This window comes from Campylobacter concisus (assembly GCF_002913765.1).
In the GTDB taxonomy this organism is placed as follows: domain Bacteria; phylum Campylobacterota; class Campylobacteria; order Campylobacterales; family Campylobacteraceae; genus Campylobacter_A; species Campylobacter_A concisus_BB.
The window spans coordinates 184,555-210,486 of sequence record NZ_PPCH01000007.1; the positions used below are offsets into that span (position 1 = coordinate 184,555).

The 25,932-nt window shown below is 41.0% G+C and carries 22 protein-coding genes and 2 pseudogenes; 5 read left to right on the forward strand and 19 right to left on the reverse strand.

Translation table 11 applies throughout. From position 1 onward, the window contains the following. Positions 1 to 269: 269 nt before the first annotated feature. Entirely contained in the window at positions 270 to 1,376 is a 1,107-nt protein-coding gene (locus CYO89_RS01555; RefSeq protein WP_103596885.1) for a D-TA family PLP-dependent enzyme, read from the reverse strand. Between the two features lie 88 nt (positions 1,377 to 1,464). Next, a complete protein-coding gene (locus CYO89_RS01560; protein ID WP_103596886.1) occupies positions 1,465 to 3,918 on the reverse strand; it encodes a molybdopterin-dependent oxidoreductase in 2,454 nt (817 codons plus the stop codon). A 153-nt stretch (positions 3,919 to 4,071) separates the two neighbouring features. On the opposite strand from CYO89_RS01560, the gene CYO89_RS01565 reads away from it, so the two are divergent. From CYO89_RS01565 to CYO89_RS10295, 4 genes are read left to right on the forward strand one after another with little or no spacing between them, the layout of a single operon-like run. Next, on the forward strand, positions 4,072 to 4,365 hold the full coding sequence (locus CYO89_RS01565) for a putative quinol monooxygenase (protein ID WP_103596887.1): 294 nt from the start codon (positions 4,072 to 4,074) through the stop codon (positions 4,363 to 4,365). A 32-nt stretch (positions 4,366 to 4,397) separates the two neighbouring features. Then, on the forward strand, positions 4,398 to 4,619 hold the full coding sequence (locus tag CYO89_RS01570; RefSeq protein ID WP_002941152.1) for a hypothetical protein: 222 nt from the start codon (positions 4,398 to 4,400) through the stop codon (positions 4,617 to 4,619). A 51-nt stretch (positions 4,620 to 4,670) separates the two neighbouring features. Then, complete coding sequence (locus CYO89_RS01575; protein WP_181001865.1) at positions 4,671 to 5,039, forward strand: hypothetical protein; 369 nt, start codon at positions 4,671 to 4,673, stop codon at positions 5,037 to 5,039. Further along, positions 5,006 to 5,215, forward strand: a complete 210-nt coding sequence (locus CYO89_RS10295; protein ID WP_181001866.1) for a hypothetical protein — start codon at positions 5,006 to 5,008, stop codon at positions 5,213 to 5,215. Before CYO89_RS01575 ends, CYO89_RS10295 begins: the two co-directional genes overlap by 34 nt. 266 nt (positions 5,216 to 5,481) lie before the next feature. Here the strand turns inward: CYO89_RS10295 and CYO89_RS01580 are convergent, their stop codons facing one another. The 7 genes and pseudogenes from CYO89_RS01580 to CYO89_RS01605 all read right to left on the reverse strand — a co-directional run bounded on the left by CYO89_RS01580 (position 5,482) and on the right by CYO89_RS01605 (position 13,602). Continuing rightward, positions 5,482 to 8,220 carry a M16 family metallopeptidase gene (locus tag CYO89_RS01580; RefSeq protein ID WP_103596888.1) on the reverse strand — a complete coding sequence of 913 codons (2,739 nt, stop codon included), beginning with the start codon at positions 8,218 to 8,220 and terminating at the stop codon, positions 5,482 to 5,484. A gap of 100 nt (positions 8,221 to 8,320) precedes the next feature. Then, a complete protein-coding gene (locus CYO89_RS01585; RefSeq protein WP_087583725.1) occupies positions 8,321 to 9,037 on the reverse strand; it encodes a basic amino acid ABC transporter substrate-binding protein in 717 nt (238 codons plus the stop codon). 311 nt (positions 9,038 to 9,348) lie between these two features. Further along, positions 9,349 to 10,527: a methyl-accepting chemotaxis protein gene (locus tag CYO89_RS10700; RefSeq protein ID WP_430516205.1), complete on the reverse strand. Its 1,179-nt coding sequence runs from the start codon at positions 10,525 to 10,527 to the stop codon at positions 9,349 to 9,351. Further along, a pseudogene (locus CYO89_RS10705) lies at positions 10,519 to 11,301 on the reverse strand (cache domain-containing protein); the annotation flags it as partial. The pseudogene CYO89_RS10705 and the gene CYO89_RS10700, both read right to left, overlap by 9 nt. Before the next feature lie 128 nt (positions 11,302 to 11,429). Next, on the reverse strand, positions 11,430 to 12,200 hold the full coding sequence (locus CYO89_RS01595) for a basic amino acid ABC transporter substrate-binding protein (RefSeq protein ID WP_103596889.1): 771 nt from the start codon (positions 12,198 to 12,200) through the stop codon (positions 11,430 to 11,432). 12 nt (positions 12,201 to 12,212) lie between these two features. Continuing rightward, positions 12,213 to 12,941, reverse strand: coding sequence for an amino acid ABC transporter ATP-binding protein (locus CYO89_RS01600; protein ID WP_103596890.1), 729 nt, complete (start codon positions 12,939 to 12,941; stop codon positions 12,213 to 12,215). Next, complete coding sequence (locus CYO89_RS01605) at positions 12,934 to 13,602, reverse strand: amino acid ABC transporter permease (protein ID WP_410368993.1); 669 nt, start codon at positions 13,600 to 13,602, stop codon at positions 12,934 to 12,936. Before CYO89_RS01605 ends, CYO89_RS01600 begins: the two co-directional genes overlap by 8 nt. Positions 13,603 to 13,793: 191 nt before the next feature. Between CYO89_RS01605 and putP the strand changes: the two genes are divergently transcribed. Then, positions 13,794 to 15,281 carry a sodium/proline symporter PutP gene (putP, locus tag CYO89_RS01610; RefSeq protein ID WP_103596892.1) on the forward strand — a complete coding sequence of 496 codons (1,488 nt, stop codon included), beginning with the start codon at positions 13,794 to 13,796 and terminating at the stop codon, positions 15,279 to 15,281. A 48-nt stretch (positions 15,282 to 15,329) separates the two neighbouring features. Here putP and tsaD read toward each other — a convergent pair whose 3' ends face one another. From tsaD to lgt, 10 genes and pseudogenes are all read right to left on the reverse strand, one after another. After that, positions 15,330 to 16,334: a tRNA (adenosine(37)-N6)-threonylcarbamoyltransferase complex transferase subunit TsaD gene (gene tsaD, locus CYO89_RS01615; RefSeq protein WP_103596893.1), complete on the reverse strand. Its 1,005-nt coding sequence runs from the start codon at positions 16,332 to 16,334 to the stop codon at positions 15,330 to 15,332. After that, on the reverse strand, positions 16,331 to 17,629 hold the full coding sequence (locus CYO89_RS01620) for a M99 family carboxypeptidase catalytic domain-containing protein (protein ID WP_103596894.1): 1,299 nt from the start codon (positions 17,627 to 17,629) through the stop codon (positions 16,331 to 16,333). The genes tsaD and CYO89_RS01620 overlap by 4 nt, the downstream gene beginning before the upstream one ends. Beyond that, entirely contained in the window at positions 17,629 to 18,864 is a 1,236-nt protein-coding gene (locus tag CYO89_RS01625; protein WP_103596895.1) for a uracil-xanthine permease family protein, read from the reverse strand. The genes CYO89_RS01620 and CYO89_RS01625 overlap by 1 nt, the downstream gene beginning before the upstream one ends. Continuing rightward, positions 18,851 to 19,960, reverse strand: coding sequence for a 1-deoxy-D-xylulose-5-phosphate reductoisomerase (gene dxr / locus CYO89_RS01630; protein ID WP_103596896.1), 1,110 nt, complete (start codon positions 19,958 to 19,960; stop codon positions 18,851 to 18,853). The genes CYO89_RS01625 and dxr overlap by 14 nt, the downstream gene beginning before the upstream one ends. Beyond that, positions 19,942 to 20,673 carry a phosphatidate cytidylyltransferase gene (locus CYO89_RS01635; protein WP_103596897.1) on the reverse strand — a complete coding sequence of 244 codons (732 nt, stop codon included), beginning with the start codon at positions 20,671 to 20,673 and terminating at the stop codon, positions 19,942 to 19,944. Before CYO89_RS01635 ends, dxr begins: the two co-directional genes overlap by 19 nt. Before the next feature lie 322 nt (positions 20,674 to 20,995). Beyond that, positions 20,996 to 21,168, reverse strand: a pseudogene (locus CYO89_RS10710) (restriction endonuclease); the annotation flags it as partial. A gap of 377 nt (positions 21,169 to 21,545) precedes the next feature. Next, the gene (locus tag CYO89_RS01645) at positions 21,546 to 22,265 is read right to left on the reverse strand and encodes a fumarate reductase iron-sulfur subunit (RefSeq protein ID WP_004317555.1); all 720 of its coding nucleotides are present in this window, start codon (positions 22,263 to 22,265) and stop codon (positions 21,546 to 21,548) included. After that, the gene (locus CYO89_RS01650) at positions 22,258 to 24,276 is read right to left on the reverse strand and encodes a fumarate reductase flavoprotein subunit (protein ID WP_004317497.1); all 2,019 of its coding nucleotides are present in this window, start codon (positions 24,274 to 24,276) and stop codon (positions 22,258 to 22,260) included. Before CYO89_RS01650 ends, CYO89_RS01645 begins: the two co-directional genes overlap by 8 nt. A gap of 14 nt (positions 24,277 to 24,290) precedes the next feature. After that, on the reverse strand, positions 24,291 to 24,989 hold the full coding sequence (locus tag CYO89_RS01655; protein ID WP_035160410.1) for a fumarate reductase cytochrome b subunit: 699 nt from the start codon (positions 24,987 to 24,989) through the stop codon (positions 24,291 to 24,293). A 119-nt stretch (positions 24,990 to 25,108) separates the two neighbouring features. Next, positions 25,109 to 25,924: a prolipoprotein diacylglyceryl transferase gene (gene lgt / locus CYO89_RS01660; RefSeq protein ID WP_103596898.1), complete on the reverse strand. Its 816-nt coding sequence runs from the start codon at positions 25,922 to 25,924 to the stop codon at positions 25,109 to 25,111. Positions 25,925 to 25,932 lie beyond the last annotated feature (8 nt).

Below are 25,932 nucleotides of genomic sequence, written 5' to 3' on the forward strand. Positions count from 1 at the left end.
GCTTCGCGAGACCTAAAATCAGTAGTCAATTCTTGTGAGTGAGTGAAAGTTTAAAATTTGCAAAGACAGCTTTATCAAATTTGTAAAATTCTTTTTATTCAAAAGGGAGACAGGGGGACTTAAATTACGAAGCCGTCCCCTTATCTCCCTTTAGATCCCACGTCTGCTTGCGGTTACGAGGCGAAGCCCGAGTAAAATCCCCTCGCACGTTAGAGGTGCATGCGTCAGTGCTAAAGCACTGCATGCGCAGATATATCAACCAAATTTACTTATTCTATCTTACCTCTTGCCAAAACTGGGACTTTTTCGCAGACCTCATCGCCACTTACGAGATAGGCGTAGTCATACAAATTTACCACCGGACAGATGTGGTTTGGATAGATACGCACGAGATCGCCCACGCGCACGCTGTTAGCAAATTTCTCATTTAAGATGATCGCATGCTCGTCAAACAGGCTATCTATCCACACTTCATGCTCCGCGATGAGACCCATGCCAGGCGTCGTGCAAAAGCCCTCGCTGCGCCTCTCTTTGGTTAGCGCCTTTGCCCCAGCATCAAGGATCGTGCGGGTCGCAGTCGGCCTTGAGATCACGACGCTAAGCACGCTAGCAGTGTTCATATCAAAGCTACCATAAGCGTTTGCCTGCGACGCATCCATAAATATATATGTGCCAGGGCGAAGCTCCGTAACGCCTTTTGGTATCTCAAAGTCGTTTATCAGCGACGGCGTCGAGCCTATGCTAACAGTAATTTTTTCATATCCAAACTCACGCGCGATATCAGCAAATTTTAGCGTCCTGTCGGTTGCCACCCTAAAAATTTGCTCGCACTCGCGCTTATCTTTTGCCTTGTATGAGTGCCCATCATGCGAGAAAACACCGCAAAATTTCACGTTTTTGCACTCTTTAAAAGCGCTCATCAAAGCCCTAAAATCGCCCTCTTCAATGACGCCTGAGCGGTTTTCGCCAACTTCTATCTCAACAAGTAGCCTAGCTATCTCGCCAGCCTCGCCAAAGACCTCATCAATGAGCTTTAAAACGCCCACGCTATCGACGCCAAAGCTCACTTTTGCCCCAGATCTTACAAGCGCTATGATGCGAGCAAATTTCTGCCTTGTGACGATCTCATTTGCGATGAAAATGTCGTTTAGCCCCTCTTTTGCCATCACTTCAGCTTCGCCCACCTTTGCCACCGTGACGCCCTTTGCGCCGCGCTCTACTTGCAGTTTTGCAAAGTATGGCATCTTGTGCGTTTTGGTATGTGGTCTTAAGCTTACGTTAAATTTATCAGCATATTTTTGCATTTTGTCTAAGTTTTTTAGCACTATCTCTCTGTCTATGAGCAGCGCTGGAGTGTCTATTTCAGCGATTTTCATTAGCTATCCTTTCTTTTTTCTTAGATTTTAACTCTAATTATTTAAAAAAGGATAGCTTTTGGCACTTTAAATTTTCAAAGTGTTACTTTTAGGCCTTTCTTGCGCCGATCTTTGGTGCGTCAAACGCCCTGACACGCTTTGGCGTGCCCTTAAATTTCTCGACCTCGACAAGGCTCGTGTGAGCGGTGTTGCTCTGGCTCATCTTGCTTGATGGCACGTCTTTTGTGAGCACGTTTAAATTTCCATGCAAGCAAAGGCTCTTCTCGCCTGGCACATCTGGGTCGTACCAAGCGCCCTCGCTCACGATAACAACGTTTTGTGGCACGTCCTCAGTCACAAATGCACCACACAAAATTTCGCCCCTGTCGTTGTAAATTTTCACCACGTCACCCATTTTTATCCCTCTAGCCTCGGCTGTTTTTGGGTTTATGAGCACTGGCTCGCGCTCTGCGATCTCGTTAAAATGGCGAAGCACAGAGTTATTTAGCTGCGAGTGAAGTCTAAATTTAGAGTGTGCGCCGCTGATGGCGATAGGGTATTTTTTATTTTTTGCGCCCAGCCACTCAAATGGCTCAAGCCACGTCGCATGCGGTGGGCAGTCATCGTAGCCAAAGCCAGCGACCGTTTCAGAGTAAATTTCTATCTTGCCAGATGGCGTTTTTAGCGGATTTGCCACTGGGTCATCGCGGAATTTCTTGTAGTTTGTAAAGTAGCGTTTTTTCTCATCGACCTTGTCAAATCTAAAATATCCCTTCTGCCAAAACTCATCAAAGCTTGGCATGCTCTCATACCCAAGCCCAGCAGCCTTTTTAACGGCATCTTCGTAAATTTCTTTGACCCATTCTAGCTCGCTTTTGCCCTCACTAAATGCCTCTTCTCTGCCCCACTCTTTTGCGATGAGCCTTGCGATCTCGAAGTCGCTTTTACTCTCGCCAAATGGCGTGACAAGCGGCTTAATGGCAAAGAGATATTCGTTTGTTGAGTTTGCCATCTCGATGTCCGTTCGTTCGCACTCAAGCGCAGCTGGCAGGACGATGTCGCTAAATTTAGCCGTGCTCGTCCAAAATGGCTCGCAAGTGATGATCGCACTAACTTTTTGCATAGCTTTTATCGCCCTGTTAGTCTCTGGATGCCTTGTAAATGTCGAGCCATTGGCGTTAAACATCACTCTGATCTTTGGTAGCTTGTAGCTCTTGCCATTTCTAGTTATCTCCTTACCAGGGCTTAAAAGCGCGTCTATGAGCCTTGAGTTTGGCAGCTCGTAGCCCTTAGTCTTTGGCACTAGCCCACTATCAATAAATTTTTGTGGCACCTTCGTCTCAAAAGCCGCTAGTTTAGGCGCTATATAGCTTTCATCAGCGTTTTTGTGCATGCCGTCATTTGTGACAAAGCCACAACCCTCTTTGCCGATGTGTCCAAGCATCGCATTTAGCGTCACTAGCGCCCAGTAGGCCATCTCGCCGTGATCTTGCCTTTGGATGGCGTAGCCACTAACTATGACTGAGTCGTTTTTGGCTAGATCCTCGCTAAATTTCGCCAGCTCTTGCTCGCTCACGCCACAAATTTTGCTTGCCCAAGCTAGGTTTTTATTGACCCCGTCTTTTGTGCCAAGCATATATTCTTTAAATTTATCAAAGCCAACGGTGTATTTTTCTATAAATTCTTTGCTATAAAGCCCCTTTTCAAAAAGGTAGTTGCACATACCTATCATCATCGCCGTATCAGCGCAAGGCACGACTTCAAGGTATTTTGCGCCAAAATATCTTGCGCTTTCGTTGTGATAAACGTCTACGCTATAAATTTTCATCTCGCCGCTCTCGCCTTTTTTTCTGATCTCATCGTAGTATTTATATGAGTTGTGAAGTGGCACGCCAATGGCGATCTTGTTTGAAACGACTGGGTTTGTGTCCCAAAATACGATCGTTTTGGCATTTTTTAAGATAGCCTCCCACTTTGTTGGTGCTAGTGTTGGGTCGATCGAGCCAGTGATGTGTGGCATGATGACAGTCGCTGCGCCGTATGAGTAGCCACCAAGCTCATTTACATATCCGCCAAGCACGTTAAGTAGCCTCTTTGCGGTCTTTTGGCTGTGACCAACTTTACCAAGGCTACCCCACTGATAAACCTGTCCGTAGATAGCTTCAGCGCCGTATTTATCAAAATTTTCTTTTAAAATTTTCGCACTTAGCTTTATCGCCTCGTCCCAGCTCACACGCACAAATTCCTCTTTGCCACGAAGCTCTGGCTTTGGGTTGTTTGGGTCAGTCAAAAAGCTCTTTCTAACAAATGGATATTTTACACGGCTTTCGTTTTGGATATGATCAAGAAGTGCGTTGTTTAGCTCATTTGGGCACGCATCACCCTCAAATGGCTCGGTCTCTACCACGCGACCTGCGATAGTTTTTACATAAAATGGGCCAAATTTGTTCGCACTTAGGCCGCTTTGCTTGTCAAAAAGTGCCTGAGCTGCTCCGTCAAGTTCTTTTGCTTGAAGGCTTGCTGCGCTTAAGGCGCCTAGCTTTAAAAAGTCTCGTCTTTTCATTTTTTCTCCGATATTTGGTTAAATTTGTTTGGTTTTATGAGTTATAAATTTACTATTTTGTATCATCTTGTCATGAAAAGGCCTTGTAATGTAATACGCAAACTTGCGTCTAAATTGCGTTATTTTAGCCAAAAAATATTAAAGGATAGGCAAATGGTAGGATTTTATGTAAATGTAAAGTTAAAAGCTGGATGTGAGGCGAAATTTGAAGAAATTTTAAAAGAGATCGTGCCAGCTTCAAGAAAAGACAAAGGCTGCATAAGCTACGAGTGCGGCGTAGTTGCAGGCACTAAAAGCGAATACTGCTTTATGGAGAGCTGGGAAAATTTAGAAAGCCAAAAAGAGCATATGAAGAGCGCTCACATGGTGAAAAACGCAGCTGCTCTGGAGGCTTGCAAAGAGAGCCAAGAGGTAAAAATAATAAATTTTATAAGCACAAAGGAATAATATTTGCTTAAAAAGGGGCAAAATTTAGAAAAATGAGCGAAGAAAAGATGCTTGAGATGATAAACGCGACTGCCGATATTATGTTTATGGCTATACTTAGAGGGCGTGTGAGCCTTGAAGCCTGCAAAAAGGACAAGGAATTTATCGACGCCCTAAGAGAAGAGCTGCTTAGCAAAAACCCAAACAAGCTCAAAGTCGCGCAAGACTCGCACCAAATGATCGCCATTTTTGAAAAATACCGCAATAAAAAATAATCCCACTTAAAATTTAAATCCATTTGCCGATATAGTGTTAAAGGATTTGACATGATAAATGCGCTAAATGGATTTAATCAAAGCTTTAACTATCAAGACGCTTTTAATAAACAGCCAACGACTATCGCAAATTTAGGCAAGGTAAAAATTTCTCCTAATTCTCTAGACTTCAAGCATCTATCGCTTTCTGGCTACTCGTCAAATGATAAAATTTCTATCTGGGGCAAGATAAATGGCATCGATAGTTCTATGAGTAAAGATGAAGTGGCTAGCCTTAAAAATTTCGTTGATAGCACGAAGCTTTGGAGGTTAAATTCCATCATCACTAGCGAGAAAAACGGATTTAGCGTAGATGAGTTTAATAAAACCTGCAAAATATCGCTCTTGTGCCAGTTAGAGAAGATGGCGATGAGGATATAGAAGAAGAGAAATTTAAGCCTATGCAAGTTACCAAAAAGAGCGTGACCTATACCAATAAAGACATAAAGCGCGAGTTTTTTGAGGAATTTATCAGGCGCGAGGTCGAAAATGGAGCGAGCTTTGATGATCTAGTGCAAAAGCTAAACAAGCTAAAGCCAAAGGATATACTGGCTTAGCTTTAGGGTTTAAATTTTGGGGCTGGCTTGGCGCGCTAAATTTATTTTGCTTAAATTTTTGAGGCTGGCCTTGCCCTCTAAATTTATTTATATTTAAATTTAAAGAGCCAGCTTCACTTCTCAAATGTCTATTTATATTTAAATTTAAAAAACCGGCTTAGATAACTAAAATTTTATTTAGATATAAATTTCTGGAGGCTAGCTTAGCTACTCAAATTTCTGCTTAGTCTTAAATTTAAAGAGCTAGCCAGCTGTCCCCCAAATTTCTACTTCGGATTATTTATACTTATCACCATATTTTTCTCATCAAGATATAGCCTAGCAGCCTCTTTGATATCGTCATTTGTGAGCGCTTTGATCGCATCTATATACTCATCAGCCGTATAAAGTGGCGTGTTAAAAAATTTATTTGAGATGATGAGATTTTGCCAAAACTCAGGCTTTTCGTAATCTTTTTTTATAGAAATTTCACTCTGCGCCTTAAAATCCTCCAAATGTTTTGGCAAAAGTGCGCCATCACGCTTGATGCTAGCTATTATCTCCTTTATCTCGGCGATGATCTTGTCCGTGTTTGCAGGGTCGCAAGTAAAGCCGATCACCGCCTTTGAGTGCTCATACGGATAGCGAGCGAGCCTAGCGTTTAGGCTAAAGCCGTATGTTTGCCCCTTATCCTCTCTGATCTTTTCTCGAAGCACCGTTTTTAAGACTGAGCTTAACGCTCTTAACTTGATCACCTCTTTGAAGCTGTATTTTGTATCTAAATTTACGATATCCACGCTCACATCGCTTCTTTTTGTGCTTTGATACTCTCTTTTAAAGGTGTGCTGACCCTTGATGCTTCGCACGCCATCATCCTTAAAATTTTCAGCCTCACCAAGCTTTGGCAAGGTAGCGATATACTTTTTAACAAGTGGCAAAAGCCTCTCCTCGTCGGTGTCGCCGATGATTACGAAGGTGTATGAGGCAGCGTTTGTAAATTTATCTTTGATGATCTCTTTTAGCTCATTTAGCTTTAGCGCGTCGATCTGCGCCATCTCGATGGGCGCTACACGCTTGTTGTTTTCGTAAAAAAACTTGCTAAATTCGGTGCTAAATTTATATTCAGGTAAATTTTGCTCTTTAGCTAGCTCATCTTTTGCCCTTTTTTTTATCCTCTCAAGCACGTTTGCATCGGCTCTTGGGGAGTTAAACTCTAAATTTATAACAGCTAGCAACGAGCCAAGATCGCCACTGCTTGAAGAGCCGTAAATGCCCTGTGTAAGCGCCTCTATGCTCTTTTCGTAGCTTACTATCTTGTCGTTTAGCACCTTTGAAAGCTCGTAGTTGTTAAATTTGCCAACGCCACTTTCATTTGTAAGCGCAACCGCAAAGCCACCAAGCTTAGGATCAGCTAAATCTGAAGTGCCACCTTTGCTAATGGCCGCAAACAAGATGCTATCTTTTTTGGTGGCTAGTGGCTTAAAGATGACTTGCGAGCCATTTGGCAGCTTATAAGTATAGATGCCATGCTTTTGGTCAAATTCGCTAGAAAGGATATCTTTTGGCTCTAAATTTTCATTGCCAAGGCTCTTATTTAGGCTCTGGCTAACTAAATTTGTATCGTAAGGGCTAGCCTCATCTTTTAGCTTCAAAAAGGCATCTTTGCTAAGTTTAAAGCCATCTTTGCTAAAGACCCTCACGCGCTCATCAGGTATGGCTAAAATTTGCTTAAATCTAGCATTAACATCCTCTAGCGTGATCTCGTTTAAGAGCTTTAGACTAAGGTTTTTGCTATCTTCATCGCTTAGCACAAAGCCGCCATTTTCGATCATATTTAAAATTTCACTTGCATAAACGCTTGATTTTTTAGTTTTTGAGCGTTTAAATTTAGCCTCTACATTTGCCAAAAACGCCTTTTTCACATCGGTAAAATCGCCTTTATTAAAGCCAAATTTCTCGATACCATTTAAAACGCTTAACATATCTTTAATGCTAGCGTTAAAATCATCTCCGATCACATTTGCCTCAAAGCTATAAATTTTTTGCTTTGCTTGAAGTGTTTGCGCCATAAAATCAACGCTTAAATTTGATGAATTATTTGCATTTTTTTGCTCATAAAGCATATTTATAAGGCTAGCTATTAGCGCATCTTTTAAATTTCGCTTCACGTCAGCCTCGTCTGAAACTGGCTTAAATTTATCAAAAAAGCTAAGCCTTACAAACTGAGCTGCCGTCTCGTTTGCGTCGTAGTTAAAGACATTTAGCCCATCTTTAAAAGCGATGCTTTTATCTGGATGAACGTATGAGTTGCTATTTTTTGCTGCGCTAAAGTTTTTTTCTATCAGGGCTTTTATCTCGTTTTTATCAAAGTCGCCAACTGCCACAAAGCTCATAAATCTTGGCTGATATAGCCTCTCGTAAAACTCTTGCATGTGCTTAGCATCTACGCTTTTTATCACGTTCATATCGCCTATTGGCACTCTTTTTTGATAGATGCTGCCAGCAAAGATGTCCTTACTTTGAGCAAGATAGAGCCTATATGCTGGCGTGTTTCGCTGGCGCTCCTCCTCCATTATGACACCACGCTCCTTATCAAGCTCGCCTGCATCGATCTTCACGCCATCGATCCAGTTTGAAAAGACCTTGAAAACGTCCTTTAAATTTTTCTCATTTACATTTATACTTAGCGTGTAGCTCGTCTGATCGTAGCTTGTTTGCGCGTTTAGATCAGCGCCAAATTTAACCCCAAGGCTCTCAAGCTGTTTAATGAGCTCATTTTTGCTAAAGTCACGGCTGCCATTAAACGCCATGTGCTCCAAAAAGTGAGCAAGACCTTGCTCGCCGTCTCTCTCATCGGTCGAGCCTGAGTTTACGACTAGGTAAAAGATGGCTGTATTTTGCGGGAGTTTATTCTCTTTTATATAGTATTTAAGCCCGTTTTTTAGCTCTCCACTTAGCATATCTTTGTCATTTTGCAAGGCAAAGAGGCTAAGTGCTAGGCACAAAAGTAGCAGAATTTTTCTCATAATCCGTCCTTTAAATTTCTATGTAAAAGCGGATTTTAGTATAAATTTTAAAATGCAAGATAAAGCTAGCCTGCTAAATTTGCAGGCTAGTTTGGAGGTGTTATTTTAGTTCGTATTTTTTAAGCAGTGCGTCATAGCTGCCGTCTTTTTTCATCTCATCTAAAATTTGATTTATCTTAGCGATAAGCTCACTCTCTTTATTTTTATCAAAAGCGATTGAAAAGCCCTCGCTACCATCAACCTCTTTGAAAAACGCCTCTATTTCAGGGTTTTTCTTGATAAAGCCATAGCCGATCGAGCTATCAAGGATGACTGCGTCAAATTTGCCAACTTTTAGTCCCATTATAAGTGGCACAGTATCTTCTGAAGGCACTACTTTTGCGCCATTTATCGCATTTGCAGCTAGCTCTTGGATGGTGCCTTGTTGCACGCCTACTTTTTTGCCAGCTAGCTCCTCTTTAGCTTTTAAAGCGTCGTTACCTTTTTTCTTTAGATAGATGTTTTCAGTTAGATAGTATGGCTTTGTAAAGTCAATCGACTTTAGTCTATCAGGAGTCGCGCTCATCGCACTTATGATGCCATTTATCTTGCCAGCTTTAAGCGCTGGGATAAGGCCATCAAAGCTCATATTTATGATCTTGTATGAAAAGCCAGCACGCTTTGAAATTTCATCTATCAAGTCGATGTCAAAGCCTGTTATTTTGTTGTTTTCATCGATGTATTCAAATGGCGGGTAGTTTGCCGCAGTACCAAATTTTAGCTCGTTTGCACAAAGAGCAACAAAAGCTGTTAGTAAAAGAGCAAAGATCTTTTTCATGTCTATCCTTTAAAGTGATTTAAAGCCCTAATTATCGGCATTTATCTATTAAAATTTGTTTAAATTTAGCGCAATGATAGAAATTTACATAAGCTTGTAAAGTGTATAAACAAATACACTAGAAAGATTTCGATCAAATTTTAAAATTTATGAGCGAGCGTATCTAAAATTTATCAGAGATTTTGAAACGCATGCAGTGCGTTAGCACTATTGCATGCACCTTGAACGTGCGAGGGGATTGGGGTATCTAAATGGAGATAAGGGGACGGCTTCGTAATTTAAGTCCCCTTGTCTCCCTTTGGATAAAAAAGCTAGAATTTCTTCTTCCTAACCTCTTCAACTATAGCTTTAGCCATCTCATCTACTTCTGATGTTACTTCATTTGCTTGGTTTGCAATTACAACATTTTCTTTTGTTAGATTATCTATTTGAGCAACTGATTGATTGATCATATTGATACCTTCACTTTGCTCTTTTATTGATTCACTCATCTCATTTATTGATTGAGCTAGGACATTTGTATTTGCTTCTATCTCACCAAGTGATTTTTGAGTTCTTTCTGCTAGTTTTCTAACTTCATCAGCAACAACTGCAAAGCCTCTGCCATGTTCTCCTGCACGTGCTGCTTCTATTGCAGCATTAAGAGCAAGTAAATTTGTTTGATCTGCTATATCTCTAATGATAGTTATGATGTTTTTGATCTCATCACTTTGTCTTATAACATCAGCTGTCTTTTGAGAGATGGCATTCATTGAGCTAGACATTTGCTCAACTGCAGCTGCGCTTTCTTGTAAGCTATTTGCTTGAGTGTTTGCTGAGCTTGCTACTTTAGATACTGAGCTAGCTAGAAGTTTAGCTTTTTCTTCTAGTACTTGAGCTTGGTTTAGATTGTCATTTAGCATTTTAGATATTTCTATGCCAAGAGAGTTTATACCACTTGCTATCTTACCATCATCATCAAGTCTTTTTGTAAAGTCTTGGTTTTTATAAGTGTTTAGTAGATCAAGTACATCTTTACCGTTACTTGAGATTGCATTTTTAAGAGCAAGTTGTAGATCTTTAAATGTGCTTTTTAGTTGATTTAGAGCTGGGTTATTAGTATCTGCTTCTAAGCTTGCTTCATAGTTGCCATCTTTTATCTCATTTACAAAGGTGTTGGCTTTTTGGATGAAGATACTTTGATCTTTCATACCATCTTCAATGGCCTTTGTGTTTTTGTTTATTAGCTCTGCCATTTGACCAAATTCATCTTTAGATGTTATCTCTATAGGCTGTGCTTTGTTTGTCTTGTGATTTAGTAGATCAAAGAAAGATAGTAGGCCTGTTTTTAGTTTGAGGATGATTTTTAAAAGATATGATGATAGATAAAGTGAGAGCAATAGTCCTAAAATAAGCACCACTACAAGCACTCCGACAGATGCATAAGCAAGTGAGTTTAGATCCTCTAAAAGCTCATCTTTGTCAAGCTCGCCGATAAGATACCACCCCATACTTTTGATATATTTTGAGCCGATCAATAAATTTCTGCCATCTTTTTCTAGTGAAACATAGCCACCATTTTCATTGAGAAGTTTTTTGAGATTTTCCTCGCCGACTATATCTTTTAGATTGCCGCTTACATCTTTGCCGATTTTGATGTCGCCTTTTTCATCAACTAGTAGAAATTTACCGCCGCGACCTATCTTTTGTGACTGGACAAAATTTACTATCTCGCTTAAATTTACGCCAGTCGCTGCGATACCATAAAATTTATCATCTTTTTGAACCTTATAGTTTATATACATCATTATCTTGCCGCTGCCGTCTTCAGCCTTGTTGATGTCGATTAGGCTTGGGCTGCTGCCATCTTTTAAGGCGTAGTACCACTTGTCGTTTTCTGGATTAATGACCTTTAAAATTTTATCTTCGACATAGTAGTTTAGGGTTCTATCTGAGCCAAACATTATTGTATCTAGCTTTAAATTTTTAGCAAGAGTTTGAAAATAGTCAAACAAGACCTTTCTACCGTGCTCGTCCTCGCCATTTTTGACCCAGTCTATTAAGAAGCTATTTTGAGTTATTTGATAAGAAGCGTCGATTATCTTATCGATGTAAGATTCTATTTTATAACCAACTTCATTGACAGCAAGTGGGAATTCTTTACTTTCGACCCTGTCGGTATATAAATTTTTAGCCATGTTATAGGTCACAAGACCAACCACACTAACACAAACCAAAAGCATGACACTTAGCACAAGTGCCGTTCTCATCCTGAGTGACTTCATTGCATTCTCCTTAAAGTAAATTGACAATTTTATTACAATATATTTAAATAATATTTAATTTTATAAATTAGAAATTTGTGAGATTTTTTGCAAGAAGCATTTTGCCTCTTGCAAATTTATATTAGAATTTATTTTTTAAGGTCGTATTTAGCGAGTATTTTGTCAAATTCGCCAGATTTTTGTAGCTCTTCGATCGCAGCATCTATCTTTTTGATAAGATCAGTATATTTGCCCTTATCAAACGCCATCGCAAAGCCCTCTGTGCCGTCAGGAAGTCTCAAAAACTCCTCTAAGTCTGGATTTTGTTTTAAAAACTCAACACCTATCGGGCTATCAGTAAGCACAACATCGATCTTACCGGCATTTAGTGACATTATAGCTGCTGCTACGTTTTCAGCTGGGATTGACTGAGTTGTGATCTTTTTAGCTGCCTCTTCTTGAAGTGTGCCAACTTGAGCTGAAATTTTCTTATCCTTAAGGTTGTCTTTATTTACATCTGAGCCTTTTTTGCGGATAAATAAATTCTCTGAAAAATAATATGGCTTAGTAAAATCAACCGACTTTCTTCTCTCGTCAGTTGCGCTCATACCGCTTATCGCGATATCGATCTTGCCTGTTTTTAAAGCTGGTATCAGCCCATCAAAACTCATATTTGCAACGTCAAATTTGATCCCAGTTTTTTTAGTGATCTCATTTAGAAGATCTATCTCAAAGCCAACGATCTGGTTTTTCTCATCAAGATATTCAAACGGAGGATAATCAGCGCTTGATCCGACCTTATAAACTACCTCTTTGCTAGCTTCTGGCGCGTTTGTAGCGCTTTTTTTACCACTATCATCACCACAACCTATAAAAAACAGAACCAACCCTAACGCTAGAACTTTTAATAAATTTTTCATTTTTCTCCTTTATTAGTGGTTTAAAATTTTGCCTAAAAACTCTTGTAGACGCTCATGCTGCGGATTTGTAAAGACGTTTTTTGGCGTGTCATCAACGGCTATCTTGCCTTTGTCCATAAAGAAAATTCTATTTGCCACGTTTCTCGCAAAGCCCATCTCGTGAGTCACCACAAGCATAGTTATGCCCTTTGCTGCGACATCTTTCATGATATCAAGCACCTCGCCGATCATCTCAGGGTCCAGTGCGCTTGTTGGCTCGTCAAATAGTATCACCTCCGGCTCCATAGCTAGGCTTCTTGCGATTGCTATACGCTGTTTTTGACCGCCTGAGAGCTTATGCGGATAGGCAAATTTCTTATCGCTTAGCCCAACGCTCTTTAGCAGCTCCTCGGCCCTCCTCTCGGCACTCTCTTTGTCTAAAATTCCAGCTTTTATTGGAGCTAGAGTCAAATTTTGCAAGACGTTTTTGTTTGCAAAAAGGTTAAAGTGCTGAAACACCATGCTCACTTTTTGGCGAATTTTATTTATATCTGACTTTTTATCCAAGATATCTTCGCCGTTTATCTTGATATGCCCACTATCTGGCTCTTCAAGGCGGTTTATGCAGCGTAAAAATGTACTTTTGCCGCCACCACTTGGGCCAATTATCGCTATAACCTCACCTTTTTTGATATTTACGCTGATGTCGTTTAAAACGAGTAGATCGCCATAGCTTTTATTTAAATTTTTAATCTCAATCATGGCGATTTAGTCTCCTCTCAAGTAGTTTCACCAAAAGGGTGAAAAATTTAACGCTCACGTAATATACAATGCCCGTAAAAATGACTGGCTCTGGGCTGTAAAAGACCGCCTGAAGGCTCTTACTTTGCATCGTGATATCAACGACGCTTATGTAGCCAACTACTGAGGTCTCTTTAAAAAGCGATATAAACTCGTTTGCAAGTGCTGGCAAGATATTTTTAGTAGCTTGCGGGAAGACTATCTCACGCATCGAAACGTAGTAGTTTAGCCCCATCGCCCTAGCTGCCTCCATCTGACCTTTATCGACGCTATTTATGCCACTTCTTACGATCTCAGCGACGTATGCTGAGCTATTTAGTCCAAGTGCGATCACAGCGACGTAGAAGTTGTCACTCCAAGTGGCAAAAATGACCACTGAAAATATAAGAAGTTGAAGTATTACAGGCGTTCCACGCAAGATGTCGATGTATTCGTCTATTATAAAATTTATAACTTTGATGTTTAGAAATTTAATAAACGCTAAGATAAATCCAAGCGTAATACCTATGGCGACACCACCGATAGTAAGCCCCAGCGTCACTCCGTAGCTCTTTATATAGGCTAGCTGCTGAGCATCGCTAAGCTCCCTTGGGTAGAAAAAATATGCGCCCAATGAGACGATTGTTATAAAAAACAGAAATTTAGCTAAATTTTGAGCCTTCAACTTCGTCCTTTTCTTTAAAATGTAGCCTTAAATGATACGAAAAAAAATATATCATTTTGCTTAAAAATTTTTAAGGAACAAGCCCGCTCATTGAAATTTAAATATTTTTGTAATAACATAACCGTTTTATTTTATTTGAAAGGAATTTTATGAGCTTTGGGTCTTACATAGCCATCGCCATCTATTTTGGCTTTTTGCTCTTTATCGGAAGATATTTCTACGATAAAAATGCAAGTATGAACGAGTATCTGCTGGATAACCGTCAAATGGGTCCAGTCGTCACCGCACTTAGTGCTGGCGCCTCTGATATGAGTGGTTGGATGTTACTTGGCGTGCCCGGGGCCTTATACGCAACTGGCGTAGCAAATGTCTGGATGATAGCTGGTCTTATCGTGGGAGCGTACTGCAACTACTTATTTCTAGCAAAGAGGCTTAGGGTCTATACTGAGATCGCGAGCGATAGCATCACCATACCAGACTTTTTGGAAAACCGCTTTAAAGATAGGACGAAAATTTTAAGGATCGTATCTGGCCTTATCATTTTGATATTTTTTACACTTTACGTAAGTAGCGGTATCATCGCTGGTGGTAAGACTTTTGAGAGTTTTTTTGGCATAGGCTTTAAGTATGGTGCGATATTTACACTTTGTATTGTGGTCTTTTATACGTTTTTTGGTGGATTTAAGGCTGTTAGCATAACTGACGCATTTCAGGGGCTTTTGATGTTTTGCGTCCTAGTTTCGATCCCAGTCGTGGCATATCTAAATTTAGACTTGCCAAGCGATACAAATTTGATAAAAGAGATAAGCAGGCTTGATGCAAATCACCTAAATCCATTTAGAAACCAGACTTTCTGGGGCATTTTGGGCCTTCTAGCTTGGGGCTTTGGCTACTTTGGACAGCCACATATCATAGTTAGATTTATGGCGATACGCGACTCAAAAGAGCTTGCAAAGGCAAGAAGGATCGGCATCGGCTGGATGACGATCGGCCTACTTGGTGCAATTATGAGCGGACTTATCGGCTTTGTTTATTTTAGCCAAAGAGGCGGGCTAAGCGATCCTGAGACCGTGTTTTTAAAGCTCGGTGAGCTACTTTTCCCACCATTTTTTATAGGTATCATCATCTCAGCCGTGCTTTCAGCGATCATGAGTACCATCTCAAGCCAGCTCTTAGTCACTTCAAGCTCGGTCACAAAGGACTTCATCTTTGCCTTTTATAAAAAAGAGGTGAGCCAAAGCACGCAAACAGCGATCAGCCGCTATGCAGTCGTGGTTGTAGCGCTAATTGCCACAGTGCTTGCCTTTATCTCGACAGATAACGTTCTAAACGTCGTTGGCAACGCTTGGGCTGGATTTGGCGCGAGCTTTGGACCAGTGCTACTTTTTAGCCTTTACTGGAAACGCATGAGCGCACTTGGAGCGCTTGCTGGCATGATAGCTGGGGGTGCGACCGTGATATTTTGGATAACATCAGGACTAAATGCCTATGTTTATGAAATTTTACCAGGCATTTTAACCTCAAGCCTAGCCATCATCATGGTCAGTATCTGGGGCGACGCGATAAATAAAATGACTAGCGAGCCACACGAGCAAGTGATAAAAGATGAATTTGAAAAGATGAAAACAAGACTTTAAATTTAAACAAGGTGGCTAGCTTTAGCCACCATCAAATTTACTCTAATTTTAAATTTCAAATTTCTTAAAACTAACCCTTGGATTTATAGTTAGTTTATCATGCGAGATAAACTCTTTTTTTAAGTATTTCTCACGTCCAGCTCTTGCTATCATCAGCGCATTATCAGAGCAAAACGCAAGTGGGGCTAGCAAAAGCTCGCACCCATTTTTTTGACAAAGAATTTCAAGCCTTTTTCGTAAATTTAAATTTGCGCTCGCTCCGCCAACCACGCCAAAACGCTTGAAATTTCTTAGCTTGAAAACCTTTTCAAGCTTATTTAAAATGTGCTCGCAGGCTGTATTTTCAAAGGCGTAGCAAATATCTGAGATATCTTTTTGTGTGATAGTTTCAAGCTTTGAAATTTCAACTCTGACTTGGTTTTTAAGACCTGAAAAGCTGTATTCAAGGCGTTTGTCGTGAAGAAGTGGGACGGTAAATTTAAACCTCTCTTTATCCTCACATAAAAGTGCATTTTGCTGCACCACAGCGCCTCCTGGATAGCCAAGATCAAGCATCTTTGCCACCTTGTCAAAGCTCTCGCCAAAGCTATCATCGCCAGTGCTTGCAAGCTCTGTGATTTCGCCATTTTTGTCAATCTCAAGAATCATCGTATGTCCGCCACTTACTAGCAAAACGCCAAGCGGAAAGGTGGCTTCACAGTCTAAAAATAGCGAGTAGATGTGGCCGACAAGGTGATTTACGGCGATTAGCGGTATATTTAAAGCGACGCTTAGCGCTTTTGCCATGCTGACGCCACCTATCAGGCTCACACTTAGCCCTGGCTCGTTTGTCACAGCGATGGCGTTTATATCTTTTAAATTTGGCAAGATATCATTTAAAAGTGCTGGCAGCGCCTTTGTGTGAAGCCTCGCTGCAAGCTCTGGGACCACACCACCAAAGATAGCGTGTTCCTCTTCTTGCGAGATCTTTTTATAATAAATTTGCTCCAGCGTCTCTTCATCTATGAGCGCAACAGAGCTGTCATCGCAGCTACTTTCGATGCCAAGTATCATCTAAACTCCGCTAGTATCATGCCAGCAAATTTCTCTTTACCATTTTCGCTTTTGTAAAACTCAACTCGGTAAATTTTGCCATCTTTATCTATGCTATAGCTTTTATTTAGGCTGTTTTTATCGATGTCCTGCTCGCTCTCATCAATGCTTTTAGTGCCGTATCCTATGACATTTACGCGCACATTTTTGAGAGCTTTTACCTTAAAGCTCTTTTTCACGCTAAATTTGTCGCCACTTTTTAGCACCTGCTCGTTGCCGTCGATCGTAAGAGAAATTTTATCAAGTGGCTTTGCAAACTCAAAGTATTGCGGTTTTAGCCTTGTGACAGAGCGGTTGCCATACTGCACTTTGTAAGTGTCATTCTCTTTTATGACAGCGATTAGCGGATTTGGCGAGTGGTAGCTTAGCTCGCCCCTTTTAAATGGCACGAAGCTTATCACTGGCTTTAAATTTTTAAGGCTAAGAGCGTAGCTGTCAAATAGCTCAAGCCTGATCTCTTTTTCGATCGCTTTTTTCACGCTTTTGACATCGAGCTCAAACGGTCTAGTAAAGCTAATGCCAGCCTTTTTCATATACTCCTCGATCGCTATAAGGTGATAATATGTCCTTTGCTCGGCGTTTAAATTTTTGCTAGCTTCGTTTGCAAAGGCGGACTTGTTTTGCGTGATAGCGTAGTAGGTGAGGCTTTTTAGCATCTCTTTGTCGCCCATAGCTGTGTGCGTATTTTTGACATGATACTGATGTTTTGGGTCTATGAGGTGCTTATTTAGCACGTCTTTTACGCTTGATGCGATGCTTTCAAGCTCTGGATACTTTGAGCCCGGCAGTGTGCTTTGATCGATTATGCAAGTGTTACCCCATTTGTCTGGATTTTCATCCTTGCTTATAAATTTATCTCTATAATATCCGCTACCATCGTGTAAATTTAAGATGAGCGTGACGTTTTTATCGGTGATGACGTCTTTTATCTTCATGACTGAGTTGTAGTCTGGATCGTCTTTATCGACGTGGGCGAATTTTCTATTCATATCGCCCTTTGTGCCGCGACTTCGCTCGATGATACTTGGGAAATTTAAATTTGGCACGACCCAAAGCGAGCCTTTTGTGATGTTATAGTCAGTCGCCACGATAGAAGCCGCCAAAAAGCCGCCTGGCTCATCGCCTTGTATGCCTCCAATTAAGAGCATAGTATTACTACTTGGCTCACCTTTTTTGATAAGTGCATAGTCCAGTGCGCTTGCATTTGCAAGGCTTGCAGCTACAAAAGCCGCTAGAAGAAGTCTAAATTTACGCATTAATATCCTTCGTAATGCTTTGTTTTTGGCAAAAGCAAATTTAAAACTATACCAGTAACCGCGCCAAGTCCGATACCTGAAAATTTAACCGCACCAAGGTCAAGCACCATGCCGCCGATGGCAAAGATGAAGATGAGGGCTACGATTATCATATTTCTAGGATCGGCAAGATCTACTCTGTTTTTTATAAGTGTCTCCATGCCAACGCTTGCGATGATGCCAAAAAGTAGCAGCATGATGCCGCCGATGACTGGTGCTGGGATGGTCGAGAGCACCGCGCCAAGCTTGCCAACAAAGGCTAGCACGATAGCAGTGATCGCTGCAAAGGTCATGATCGCTGGATTATACGCTTTTGTAAGGCTAACTGCGCCTGTGACCTCTGAGTAGGTGGTGTTTGGCGGACCACCAAAGGCAGCAGCTAGCGAGGTGGCTAGACCGTCGCCTAAAAGGGTGTTTTTTAGCCCTGGATTTTTCAAAAAATCCTCTTTTGTGACGTTTGAGATAGCGAGCATATCGCCGATGTGCTCGATCGCTGGGGCGATGGCGATAGGTATCATATAGATGATCGCTTCGATTTCAAATTTTGGTGCGCTAAAGCTTGGCACTCTAAACCAAGGGGCGTTTGCAATGGCGCTAAAATCAACCATGCCAAAGCAGTAAGCCACTATATAGCCAGCGATGATGCCAAGCAGGATCGGTATGAGCCTAAACATCCCGCGTCCTAGCATCATGACAACGATAGTAGCTATAAGCGAGGTGGCTGCAACTATCATCGCTACGTTTTGGGTGTAGGTCTGGGCAGCTGAAGTAGCCATTTTGACGGCATTAGGAGCTAGTATCAGACCTATGGTCATGATGACAGGGCCAACGACAACTGGAGGCAAAATTTTATGCAAAATTTTCTCGCCGCCAAAGCGAACCACAAGACTTAGCGCGACATAGAAAAATCCAGCAAATATAACTCCGCCCATAGTCACTGGTATGCCCCATTTTTCGATGCCGTACTGAAGCGGAGCGATGAAGGCAAACGAGCTTGCTAGAAAGATCGGCGGGACGTTTTTTCTAGTTATTAGCTGAAAAAGCAGCGTACCAAGGCCAGCGGTAAAGAGCGCTACGTTTGCATCAAGCCCCGTAAGGATAGGCACGAGCACCAGCGCACCAAAGGCGACAAATAAAAACTGCACACCGATCAAGCTTTGTCTAAGATTAAATTTATACCCTTCATACCTTTGCATTTAGCATCCTTTTTGCGTATTCTCGAACCTCTTTATCAACTTCATAAATTTCATCTACACTTGAAATTTTTATATCTTTAAATTTATTAGTCAAGCCCAAAATAAGCCTTGAGATATCTAAAAATGAGCACTTTTTCTCTAAAAAACTAAATACTCCAACCTCGTTTGCAGCGTTTATGACGACACCTAGATCAGGACTAGCTAAGACTTCATCTTTTAGTGAAAAGACCGGATACTTTTTAAGGCTGATCTTGTGAAATTTGATATTTTTTAGATCAAGCAAATTTGCGTGTGAGACGATATTTTGCTCAACTTTTTCAAAGATAGCATGCGAAATGGCCAGTTTCATATCTGTGCGTGAGAGATGCATCGTGCTTGAGCCATCGATAAACTCAACTACGGCGTGGATGGCTGAGGTTGGCTCTATCACGGCCTCGATATCTTTTATGCCATAAAGCCAGTAGGCCTCCATCACCTCAAAAAGCTTGTTTGTCATCGTAGCGCTATCAATCGTTATCTTTGCGCCCATATCCCAGTTTGGGTGTTTAAGTGCGTCGCTAGGCGTGGCGTCTTTTAGAAATTTGATCGGTTTTTTATAAAATGCCCCGCCACTTGCTGTGATGATGAGCTTGCTTGGGGTAGTTTTATTTTCTAGTAGAAATTTAAGCCCAAAATGCTCGCTATCAATGGGCAAAATTTCTCTTGTTTTTAAAAATTTGCCGCCAACTACAAGGCTCTCTTTGTTTGCAAGAGCAAGTTTTTTGCCAAGCGCTTGTGTCTTTAGACTAGGAGCAAGTCCAGCAAAGCCAACAAGGGCGTTTATCACCTTTTTTGAGCTTGAAATTTCAAGCATTTCTAGCAGTCCAGCCTCGCCAAAAAAGATGTTTTTAGCTTCAATGTTTTTTATATTTTTAGCTAGCTTTTCGTCGCCCACACAGACAAATTTTGGCTTAAATTTTAAAATTTGCTCGTTTAGCAAAGCTACGTTTTTAGCGCAGCTTAGCGCCTCAACCTCTACATTAAATTTCTCGCAGAGCGCTAGAGTATTTTTGCCGATAGAGCCAGTTGAGCCAAGTATTACCACGATAGCGACCAAAGTAGCGCAACAACGCCAAATAAATAGCCATCTATCCTATCAAGCATGCCACCGTGACCTGGGAAAAGCGTGCCGCTGTCTTTGACACCGCAAAGTCTCTTTAGATAGCTCTCAAAGAGATCTCCCCAGACCGCAAAGACGCAGACTAAAAAGCTTGAAAATAGAATTTGAAAAAATCCATCTGTTACGAAATTTCCAACTACGCAGCCAATTATGGTGCCTACTACCACGCCGCCAACTGCACCTTCGATGGTCTTGTTTGGTGAGCTTGGGCTAAATGGATGCTTGCCAAACATCTTACCAACGAAAAATGCGCCACTATCGCTTGCAACGACGCTTAAGATAAGCCACGCAAGATAGCCCATGCCATACTCTGAGTAAAGCATCCACATCATAAAGATAGGAGTTGTCGGATAGACAAAAGGGGCAACTAGCTTTAAATTTTCGCTTTTTATGTGCGCAAGGATAGATGCTACCAGCATGATAGCTAGGATCGCGATGAAGATCGGATTTGTAAAATATGTAAGCACGTAAAATGCGAGTGCTGCATAAACTAGCTGTTTGTGATCGATGCCGTAAAGCTTGAGCGACTCATTAAAGGCAAAGTAAAGCACAGCGCCAAGCAAAATAAAATTTAAAATATAATTATCTATAAAAAAAACTACCAAAATAGCAACAAACATCAAAACGCCAGTGATAATGCGTGAAGACATACACTCTCCTTAAAATCGTTATTTTGCCGTAATTATAACACTTAAAATTTAGACGGCGTTTATAAGAGTGAAATTTGGTTTAAAATGTGTTTTGAGTTGGTAAATTTTAGGTTTATTTGGGTGGCTACGCAAAAAATTTATGCGATGAAAACAAAAAGATTGCTTATTCTTGTATCTAAAAATTATTTTCGTCAAAAAAGTCGGTGTCAATCTTACAAATTTCATATATCTGGCCTGTTTGAACGCCTACTTTATACTTTATCATTAGCTCGGCTAGTCTGTCGCCATCTATCAAGACTACGCTAAAGTTTTGACTATCTTTGGCAAACGTTTGGGCCTCTTTTGTAAATTTTGCCGCCTTAAAAAGACGCCTTTTTTGGTATTTTTATTTGAGATAGCGCCGTTGAACTGCTGTATCTCTTGCCTGCCTATGTTGCTGCCATCTTTATATCTTTTTGCTTGGATGTAAATTTTAGAAAGTCCTAGCTCATCCATGACGCCGTCTAATCGACATCTAGTTCCATGGTTTATTTTTTCTAAAATGCTAGATAAATTTTAATCAATTTTTGTAATCTTAAAAGCTATAATCACCGCATGAAATATATAAGCCTAACAGAGTTTTTCTCTGATAATATCAATTTGTTTATGAACGTGATCGCTTCATTGTTTGCGCTATTTTTTTGCTTTAGTGTCGGTTTTGGTCTTTTATTTTTTATTACCTTGCCACTTGGTTATATAATAGGCATAGTCTTGTCGTTTCCGATTTTAATATTTATATTTTTAGTATTTGCAGCACTAGATATTTGTATCTGTATCTTGGCGTCAGTTTGCAGAGTTTTTAAATAAATTTGGGGCTTTTTACAGCCCCTTTGCTACTTTATAGCAGCCATTTTTCTACGCATATAAGCTATGCGGCTTTGAAGTGGTAGGTGTTTTGGGCAGTTGTCTTCGCAGCCAAGCAAAGTCATACAACCAAATACGCCATCATCATCGCCGATTAGCTCGTAAAAGTCCTCGTCAGTTCTCTTATCAAGTGCGTCTATCTTAAATCTAGCAACCCTGTTTAGACCAACAGCGCCGATGAAATCAGGTCTCATGATAGCTGTTCCGCAAGATGCGACGCAAATTCCGCACTCTATACAGCGATCAAGCTCGAAAACTTCTTGAGCAACTTCTGGCTCAACTTTCTCTTCAAGCTTAGAGATATCTGTCTCATGATCTGTGTGTATCCAGCTCTCGACACGCTTACTCATAGCGTTCATCCAGTTGCCAGTATCTACGCTTAGATCTTTTAGTAGTTTAAAGACTGGCAAAGGCATAAGCTCGATGACACCGCTTTCAAAATCTTTTGTTAGAGTTCTGCAAGCTAGGCTTGGTTTGCCATTTACTAGCATGCCACAACTTCCGCAAATTCCAGCACGACAAACAAAGTCAAAGCTAAGATCTGGATCAAATTTCTCACGAATTTGATTTAACGCGATAAATAGCGTCATACCATCGGTCTCTTCAAGCTCATAAGTCGCAAAATGAGGCTTTGAAACTTTGCTTAAAGGATTGTATTTAAAAGCTTTTATGGTTATTTTTCTACTCATTTCCTATACCTGCTCTTTCATTTGGTGCTTTATATTTTGGTTGAAGGTCATAGTGCATCAAAGCCTCTTGAATTTCTTGTCTGCTCTTGCCTTCTGCTTGCATTTTCTCGCGAATTTCATCGACCTCTTTTTGGCGGATAGCGCTGTTTGGATGCTCGATGATATTTCCTTTTGCACCATAACCTCTAAATGCTGGCGGCATCTCCATCTTCATGATATCAAGTGGCTCATAAGTGATAGTTGGCATAGTGTCGCCTTCTTTCCAGCTTGTAAGCGTTCTGTTTAGCCAGTTAAGGTCATCTCTTTTTGGATAGTCTTCACGGCAGTGAGCACCACGGCTCTCTGTTCTATCAAGCGCACCTTTTGCGATACAAAGTGCTAGTTTTAGCATCTTTGGCACGCGGTAAGCCTCTTCAAGCTCTGGGTTGCCAAATAGTGCTTTGTTGCTTACCTTTACATCAAGTGACTCTTTGTAGAGTGCTTCAAGCTCTTTAACAGCAAGTTCTAGGCCTTTGCCTGTTCTAAATATCGCAACGTGTTCCCACATTACCTCTTTCATCTTGTTTTTGATATCAAAGACGTTAAATTTACCCTCTTTTGTGACGAGGCTATTTAGATAATCTTCTTGTTTTTTAACAAATTTCTCGATATCAGCTGTGTTTATCTCGATCTCGTGGCTAGCGCAATAATCTGCAAAATAATCACCAACGATCATACCTGCAACGACTGTCTCAGAAACTGAGTTACCACCAAGGCGGTTAAAGCCGTGCATATCCCAGCAAGCAGCCTCGCCAGCGCTAAATAGACCAGCTAAAGTTGGGCTCTCGCCAGTTGGTTTTGTCTTGATGCCGCCCATTGAGTAGTGCTGCATAGGCAGGATCGGCGCCCAACCTTTGCCACGCTGATGTCCTGTCTCGTCAGTATATACTTCAGTGTCAGCAGGATCGATACCATTAAAAATTTCGCAAATTTCTTGAACGTCACGTAAATTTTTCTCGATGTGCTCGCGTCCAAGGATAGAGATATCAAGCCAAACGTGATAGCCATAAGGGCTAGGCACACCTTTGCCTGCACGGATGTGCTCCATGATACGGCGGCTAACGACGTCGCGGCTAGCTAGCTCTTTTTTCTCTGGCTCATAATCAGGCATAAAGCGGTATCCATCAACGTCACGTAAAATTCCACCATCACCGCGGCAACCTTCTGTTAAAAGAATGCCAGATGGGACGATCGGAGTTGGGTGAAACTGAACAGCTTCCATGTTGCCAAGCTGAGCTACGCCAGTCTCAAGTGCGATCGCAGCGCCGATACCTTCGCAAACAACAGCGTTTGTAGTGTGTTTATAAACTCTACCATAACCGCCAGTTGCTATCAGTGTGCCTTTTGAAACATAAGCTGTGATCTCGCCATTTACTAGGTCACGAACGATCGCGCCGTAACAGCGGTTATTTTGGTGTATCAAAGCGATCGCCTCTTTGCGGTCGTGAATTTCTACATTGTGCTTAAGCGCTTCGTTTGCAACAGCAAAAAGCATGGTGTGACCAGTTGCGTCAGCTGTGTAGCAAGTTCTCCACTTTTTTGTACCACCGAAGTCACGTGAGTGGATAAGGCCATGAACCTCTTCTTTTTCAACGATAGTTGTCTTTTGAGCGTTGATGATAGCGCTTCTTTCGCCTTTTGTGATCCTAGTCCAAGGCACACCCCAAGCTGCAAGCTCTCTAATAGCTTTTGGTGCAGTTTGACAAAACATACGTGCAACTTGTTGATCACAACCCCAGTCGCTACCTTTTACTGTGTCAGCAAAGTGTACATCTTCGTTATCGCCTTCACTCATTTTAGAGTTACCAAGGCTTGCTTGCATGCCGCCTTGTGCAGCAGCAGAGTGAGAGCGTTTTACAGGGATGAGGCTCAAAACTACGGTGCTTAAGCCCTTTTCTCCAGCAGCCACAGCAGCTCTAAGACCAGCTAGACCGCCACCAATTACCAATGCGTCATAATATTTTACATTCATCTTCTAGCTCCTTTTTAATGGCTGATCCACACGAAGTCAGCGATCAAAGCGATCACAGCAAGTATGCCATAAATGACAAATACAACTGTCTTTGCCTTATTTCTTTTGGCAAACATTTCGTGTTTATTTACGCCATCAATGCTTACCCATTTGACATATAAACGGTACATACCAACGCTAGCGTGAACGACCATAAAAACAAGTAGTGCGAAGTAGAAAATTTCTAGTTTATGAAAAGCAGCAGCTGATTTGTCAGCAGTGATGTGTCCACCAAAGATGATGTCGATGAGGTGGGCGCTTGCTGCAAAAAATAGAGCAAAGCCTGTTAAAAACTGGAACCACCAAAGTGTGGTATCAAGGTGCTTCATGCGGTCTTTGTGGCCTCTAAACATTAAGTATTGTCTATAATTTGCAGGAAATTTTCTCATTGCCAAGAAAGCGTGAGTTACAAAAACTACAAAGATAACAGCAGCTATAACATTTGTGATCCACCAAGTAGCCTCGCCAAATAAAAATTTAGCCTCTGCAAATCCTACGACAGCGTTAAATGCGTCTTTGCCAAGTAGTATAGTAGAAGTAAAAACCATATGGCACAATATGAAACAGGCTAGAATAAATCCTGTAATACTTTGCCATCTATCCCAAGCGGCTGGAGTGCGGCTTTTTTTGCCGTCCGACCGTTTCCCCAAAAAACCTTCTATAAGCCCGGTCATGAGCCCTCCTAAGAAATTTGAAATAAGTTATCATTTCTTAATACTAATTTAAACATTAGCATTAATTGATAAAGCTAATGTTATCAGAACTTTACTTTAATAAATTTTAAATATTGACATTAAATTTTCGTAAATCTCTTATAGAGTTTAATATAGACAAAAATTCCGAACCCGCACATAATAAGTGATAAAATTTGCCCCATTGATAGACCAAAAATAATAAATCCAAGTCCAGAATCAGGCTCTCTGTAAAATTCACAAATAAATCTTGCAAATGTGTATAAAATGGCGTAAAGTGCTATGAGCTCGCCATTAAATTTCTTATATTTTCTATATAAAAATAAAATGACAAAAATAACTAAACCTTCTAAGAATGCTTCATAAAGCTGGCTTGGATGTCTTGGCTGACCAAAGACATTTATCGCCCAAGGCACGTCTGTGACTCGCCCAAAAAGCTCTTGATTTAAGAAATTTCCTATCCTGCCAAAGGTGTAGCCAAAAGGTATGCAAATGGCGCAAAGATCAAGCAACTGCCAAGCGTTTTGCTTATATCTTTTGCAAAATAAAATTGTCGCTAACAAAAAGCCAACCACAGCGCCGTGATAGCTCATACCGCGAATTCCTATAAACTCGCCGTTGTGGATTGGATTAAAAATTTGCCAAGGCTGCGTTAGATAATATCCCGCTTCGCCAGAATAAACTAAAACCCAGCCAAGTCTAGCGCCCAAAATGACGCCTATCTCTACCCAAAAAAAGTAGTTATCTAAAAGTTGATTTGAGATGGGGATATCATCTTTTTTAACGAGATACTTTGCCATGGCAAGCGCCAAAACAAGGGCTAAAATATACATAAGCCCATACCAGTGCACGCTAAAGCCAAAAACACTAAAAGCGACTGGGTTAAAGTGGTTATAAATGTCGTTCCAAATTTCCATAGAATCTC

Excerpts from the sequence above, each read along its gene's own strand:
- CYO89_RS01655 (WP_035160410.1), bottom strand. The coding sequence starts at position 24,989 with ATGACCGGGCTTATAGAAGGTTTTTTGGGGAAACGGTCGGACGGCAAA.
- CYO89_RS01580 (WP_103596888.1), bottom strand. The coding sequence starts at position 8,220 with ATGAGAAAAATTCTGCTACTTTTGTGCCTAGCACTTAGCCTCTTTGCC.
- lgt (WP_103596898.1), bottom strand. The coding sequence starts at position 25,924 with ATGGAAATTTGGAACGACATTTATAACCACTTTAACCCAGTCGCTTTT.
- CYO89_RS01635 (WP_103596897.1), bottom strand. The coding sequence starts at position 20,673 with ATGTCTTCACGCATTATCACTGGCGTTTTGATGTTTGTTGCTATTTTG.
- tsaD (WP_103596893.1), bottom strand. The coding sequence starts at position 16,334 with ATGATACTTGGCATCGAAAGTAGCTGCGATGACAGCTCTGTTGCGCTC.
- CYO89_RS01625 (WP_103596895.1), bottom strand. The coding sequence starts at position 18,864 with ATGCAAAGGTATGAAGGGTATAAATTTAATCTTAGACAAAGCTTGATC.
- CYO89_RS01570 (WP_002941152.1), top strand. The coding sequence starts at position 4,398 with ATGAGCGAAGAAAAGATGCTTGAGATGATAAACGCGACTGCCGATATT.
- CYO89_RS01560 (WP_103596886.1), bottom strand. The coding sequence starts at position 3,918 with ATGAAAAGACGAGACTTTTTAAAGCTAGGCGCCTTAAGCGCAGCAAGC.
- CYO89_RS01650 (WP_004317497.1), bottom strand. The coding sequence starts at position 24,276 with ATGAATGTAAAATATTATGACGCATTGGTAATTGGTGGCGGTCTAGCT.
- CYO89_RS01595 (WP_103596889.1), bottom strand. The coding sequence starts at position 12,200 with ATGAAAAATTTATTAAAAGTTCTAGCGTTAGGGTTGGTTCTGTTTTTT.
- CYO89_RS01585 (WP_087583725.1), bottom strand. The coding sequence starts at position 9,037 with ATGAAAAAGATCTTTGCTCTTTTACTAACAGCTTTTGTTGCTCTTTGT.
- CYO89_RS01620 (WP_103596894.1), bottom strand. The coding sequence starts at position 17,629 with ATGCGTAAATTTAGACTTCTTCTAGCGGCTTTTGTAGCTGCAAGCCTT.
- CYO89_RS01600 (WP_103596890.1), bottom strand. The coding sequence starts at position 12,941 with ATGATTGAGATTAAAAATTTAAATAAAAGCTATGGCGATCTACTCGTT.
- CYO89_RS01555 (WP_103596885.1), bottom strand. The coding sequence starts at position 1,376 with ATGAAAATCGCTGAAATAGACACTCCAGCGCTGCTCATAGACAGAGAG.
- CYO89_RS01645 (WP_004317555.1), bottom strand. The coding sequence starts at position 22,265 with ATGAGTAGAAAAATAACCATAAAAGCTTTTAAATACAATCCTTTAAGC.
- putP (WP_103596892.1), top strand. The coding sequence starts at position 13,794 with ATGAGCTTTGGGTCTTACATAGCCATCGCCATCTATTTTGGCTTTTTG.
- CYO89_RS01565 (WP_103596887.1), top strand. The coding sequence starts at position 4,072 with ATGGTAGGATTTTATGTAAATGTAAAGTTAAAAGCTGGATGTGAGGCG.
- CYO89_RS01575 (WP_181001865.1), top strand. The coding sequence starts at position 4,671 with ATGATAAATGCGCTAAATGGATTTAATCAAAGCTTTAACTATCAAGAC.
- CYO89_RS10700 (WP_430516205.1), bottom strand. The coding sequence starts at position 10,527 with ATGGGGTGGTATCTTATCGGCGAGCTTGACAAAGATGAGCTTTTAGAG.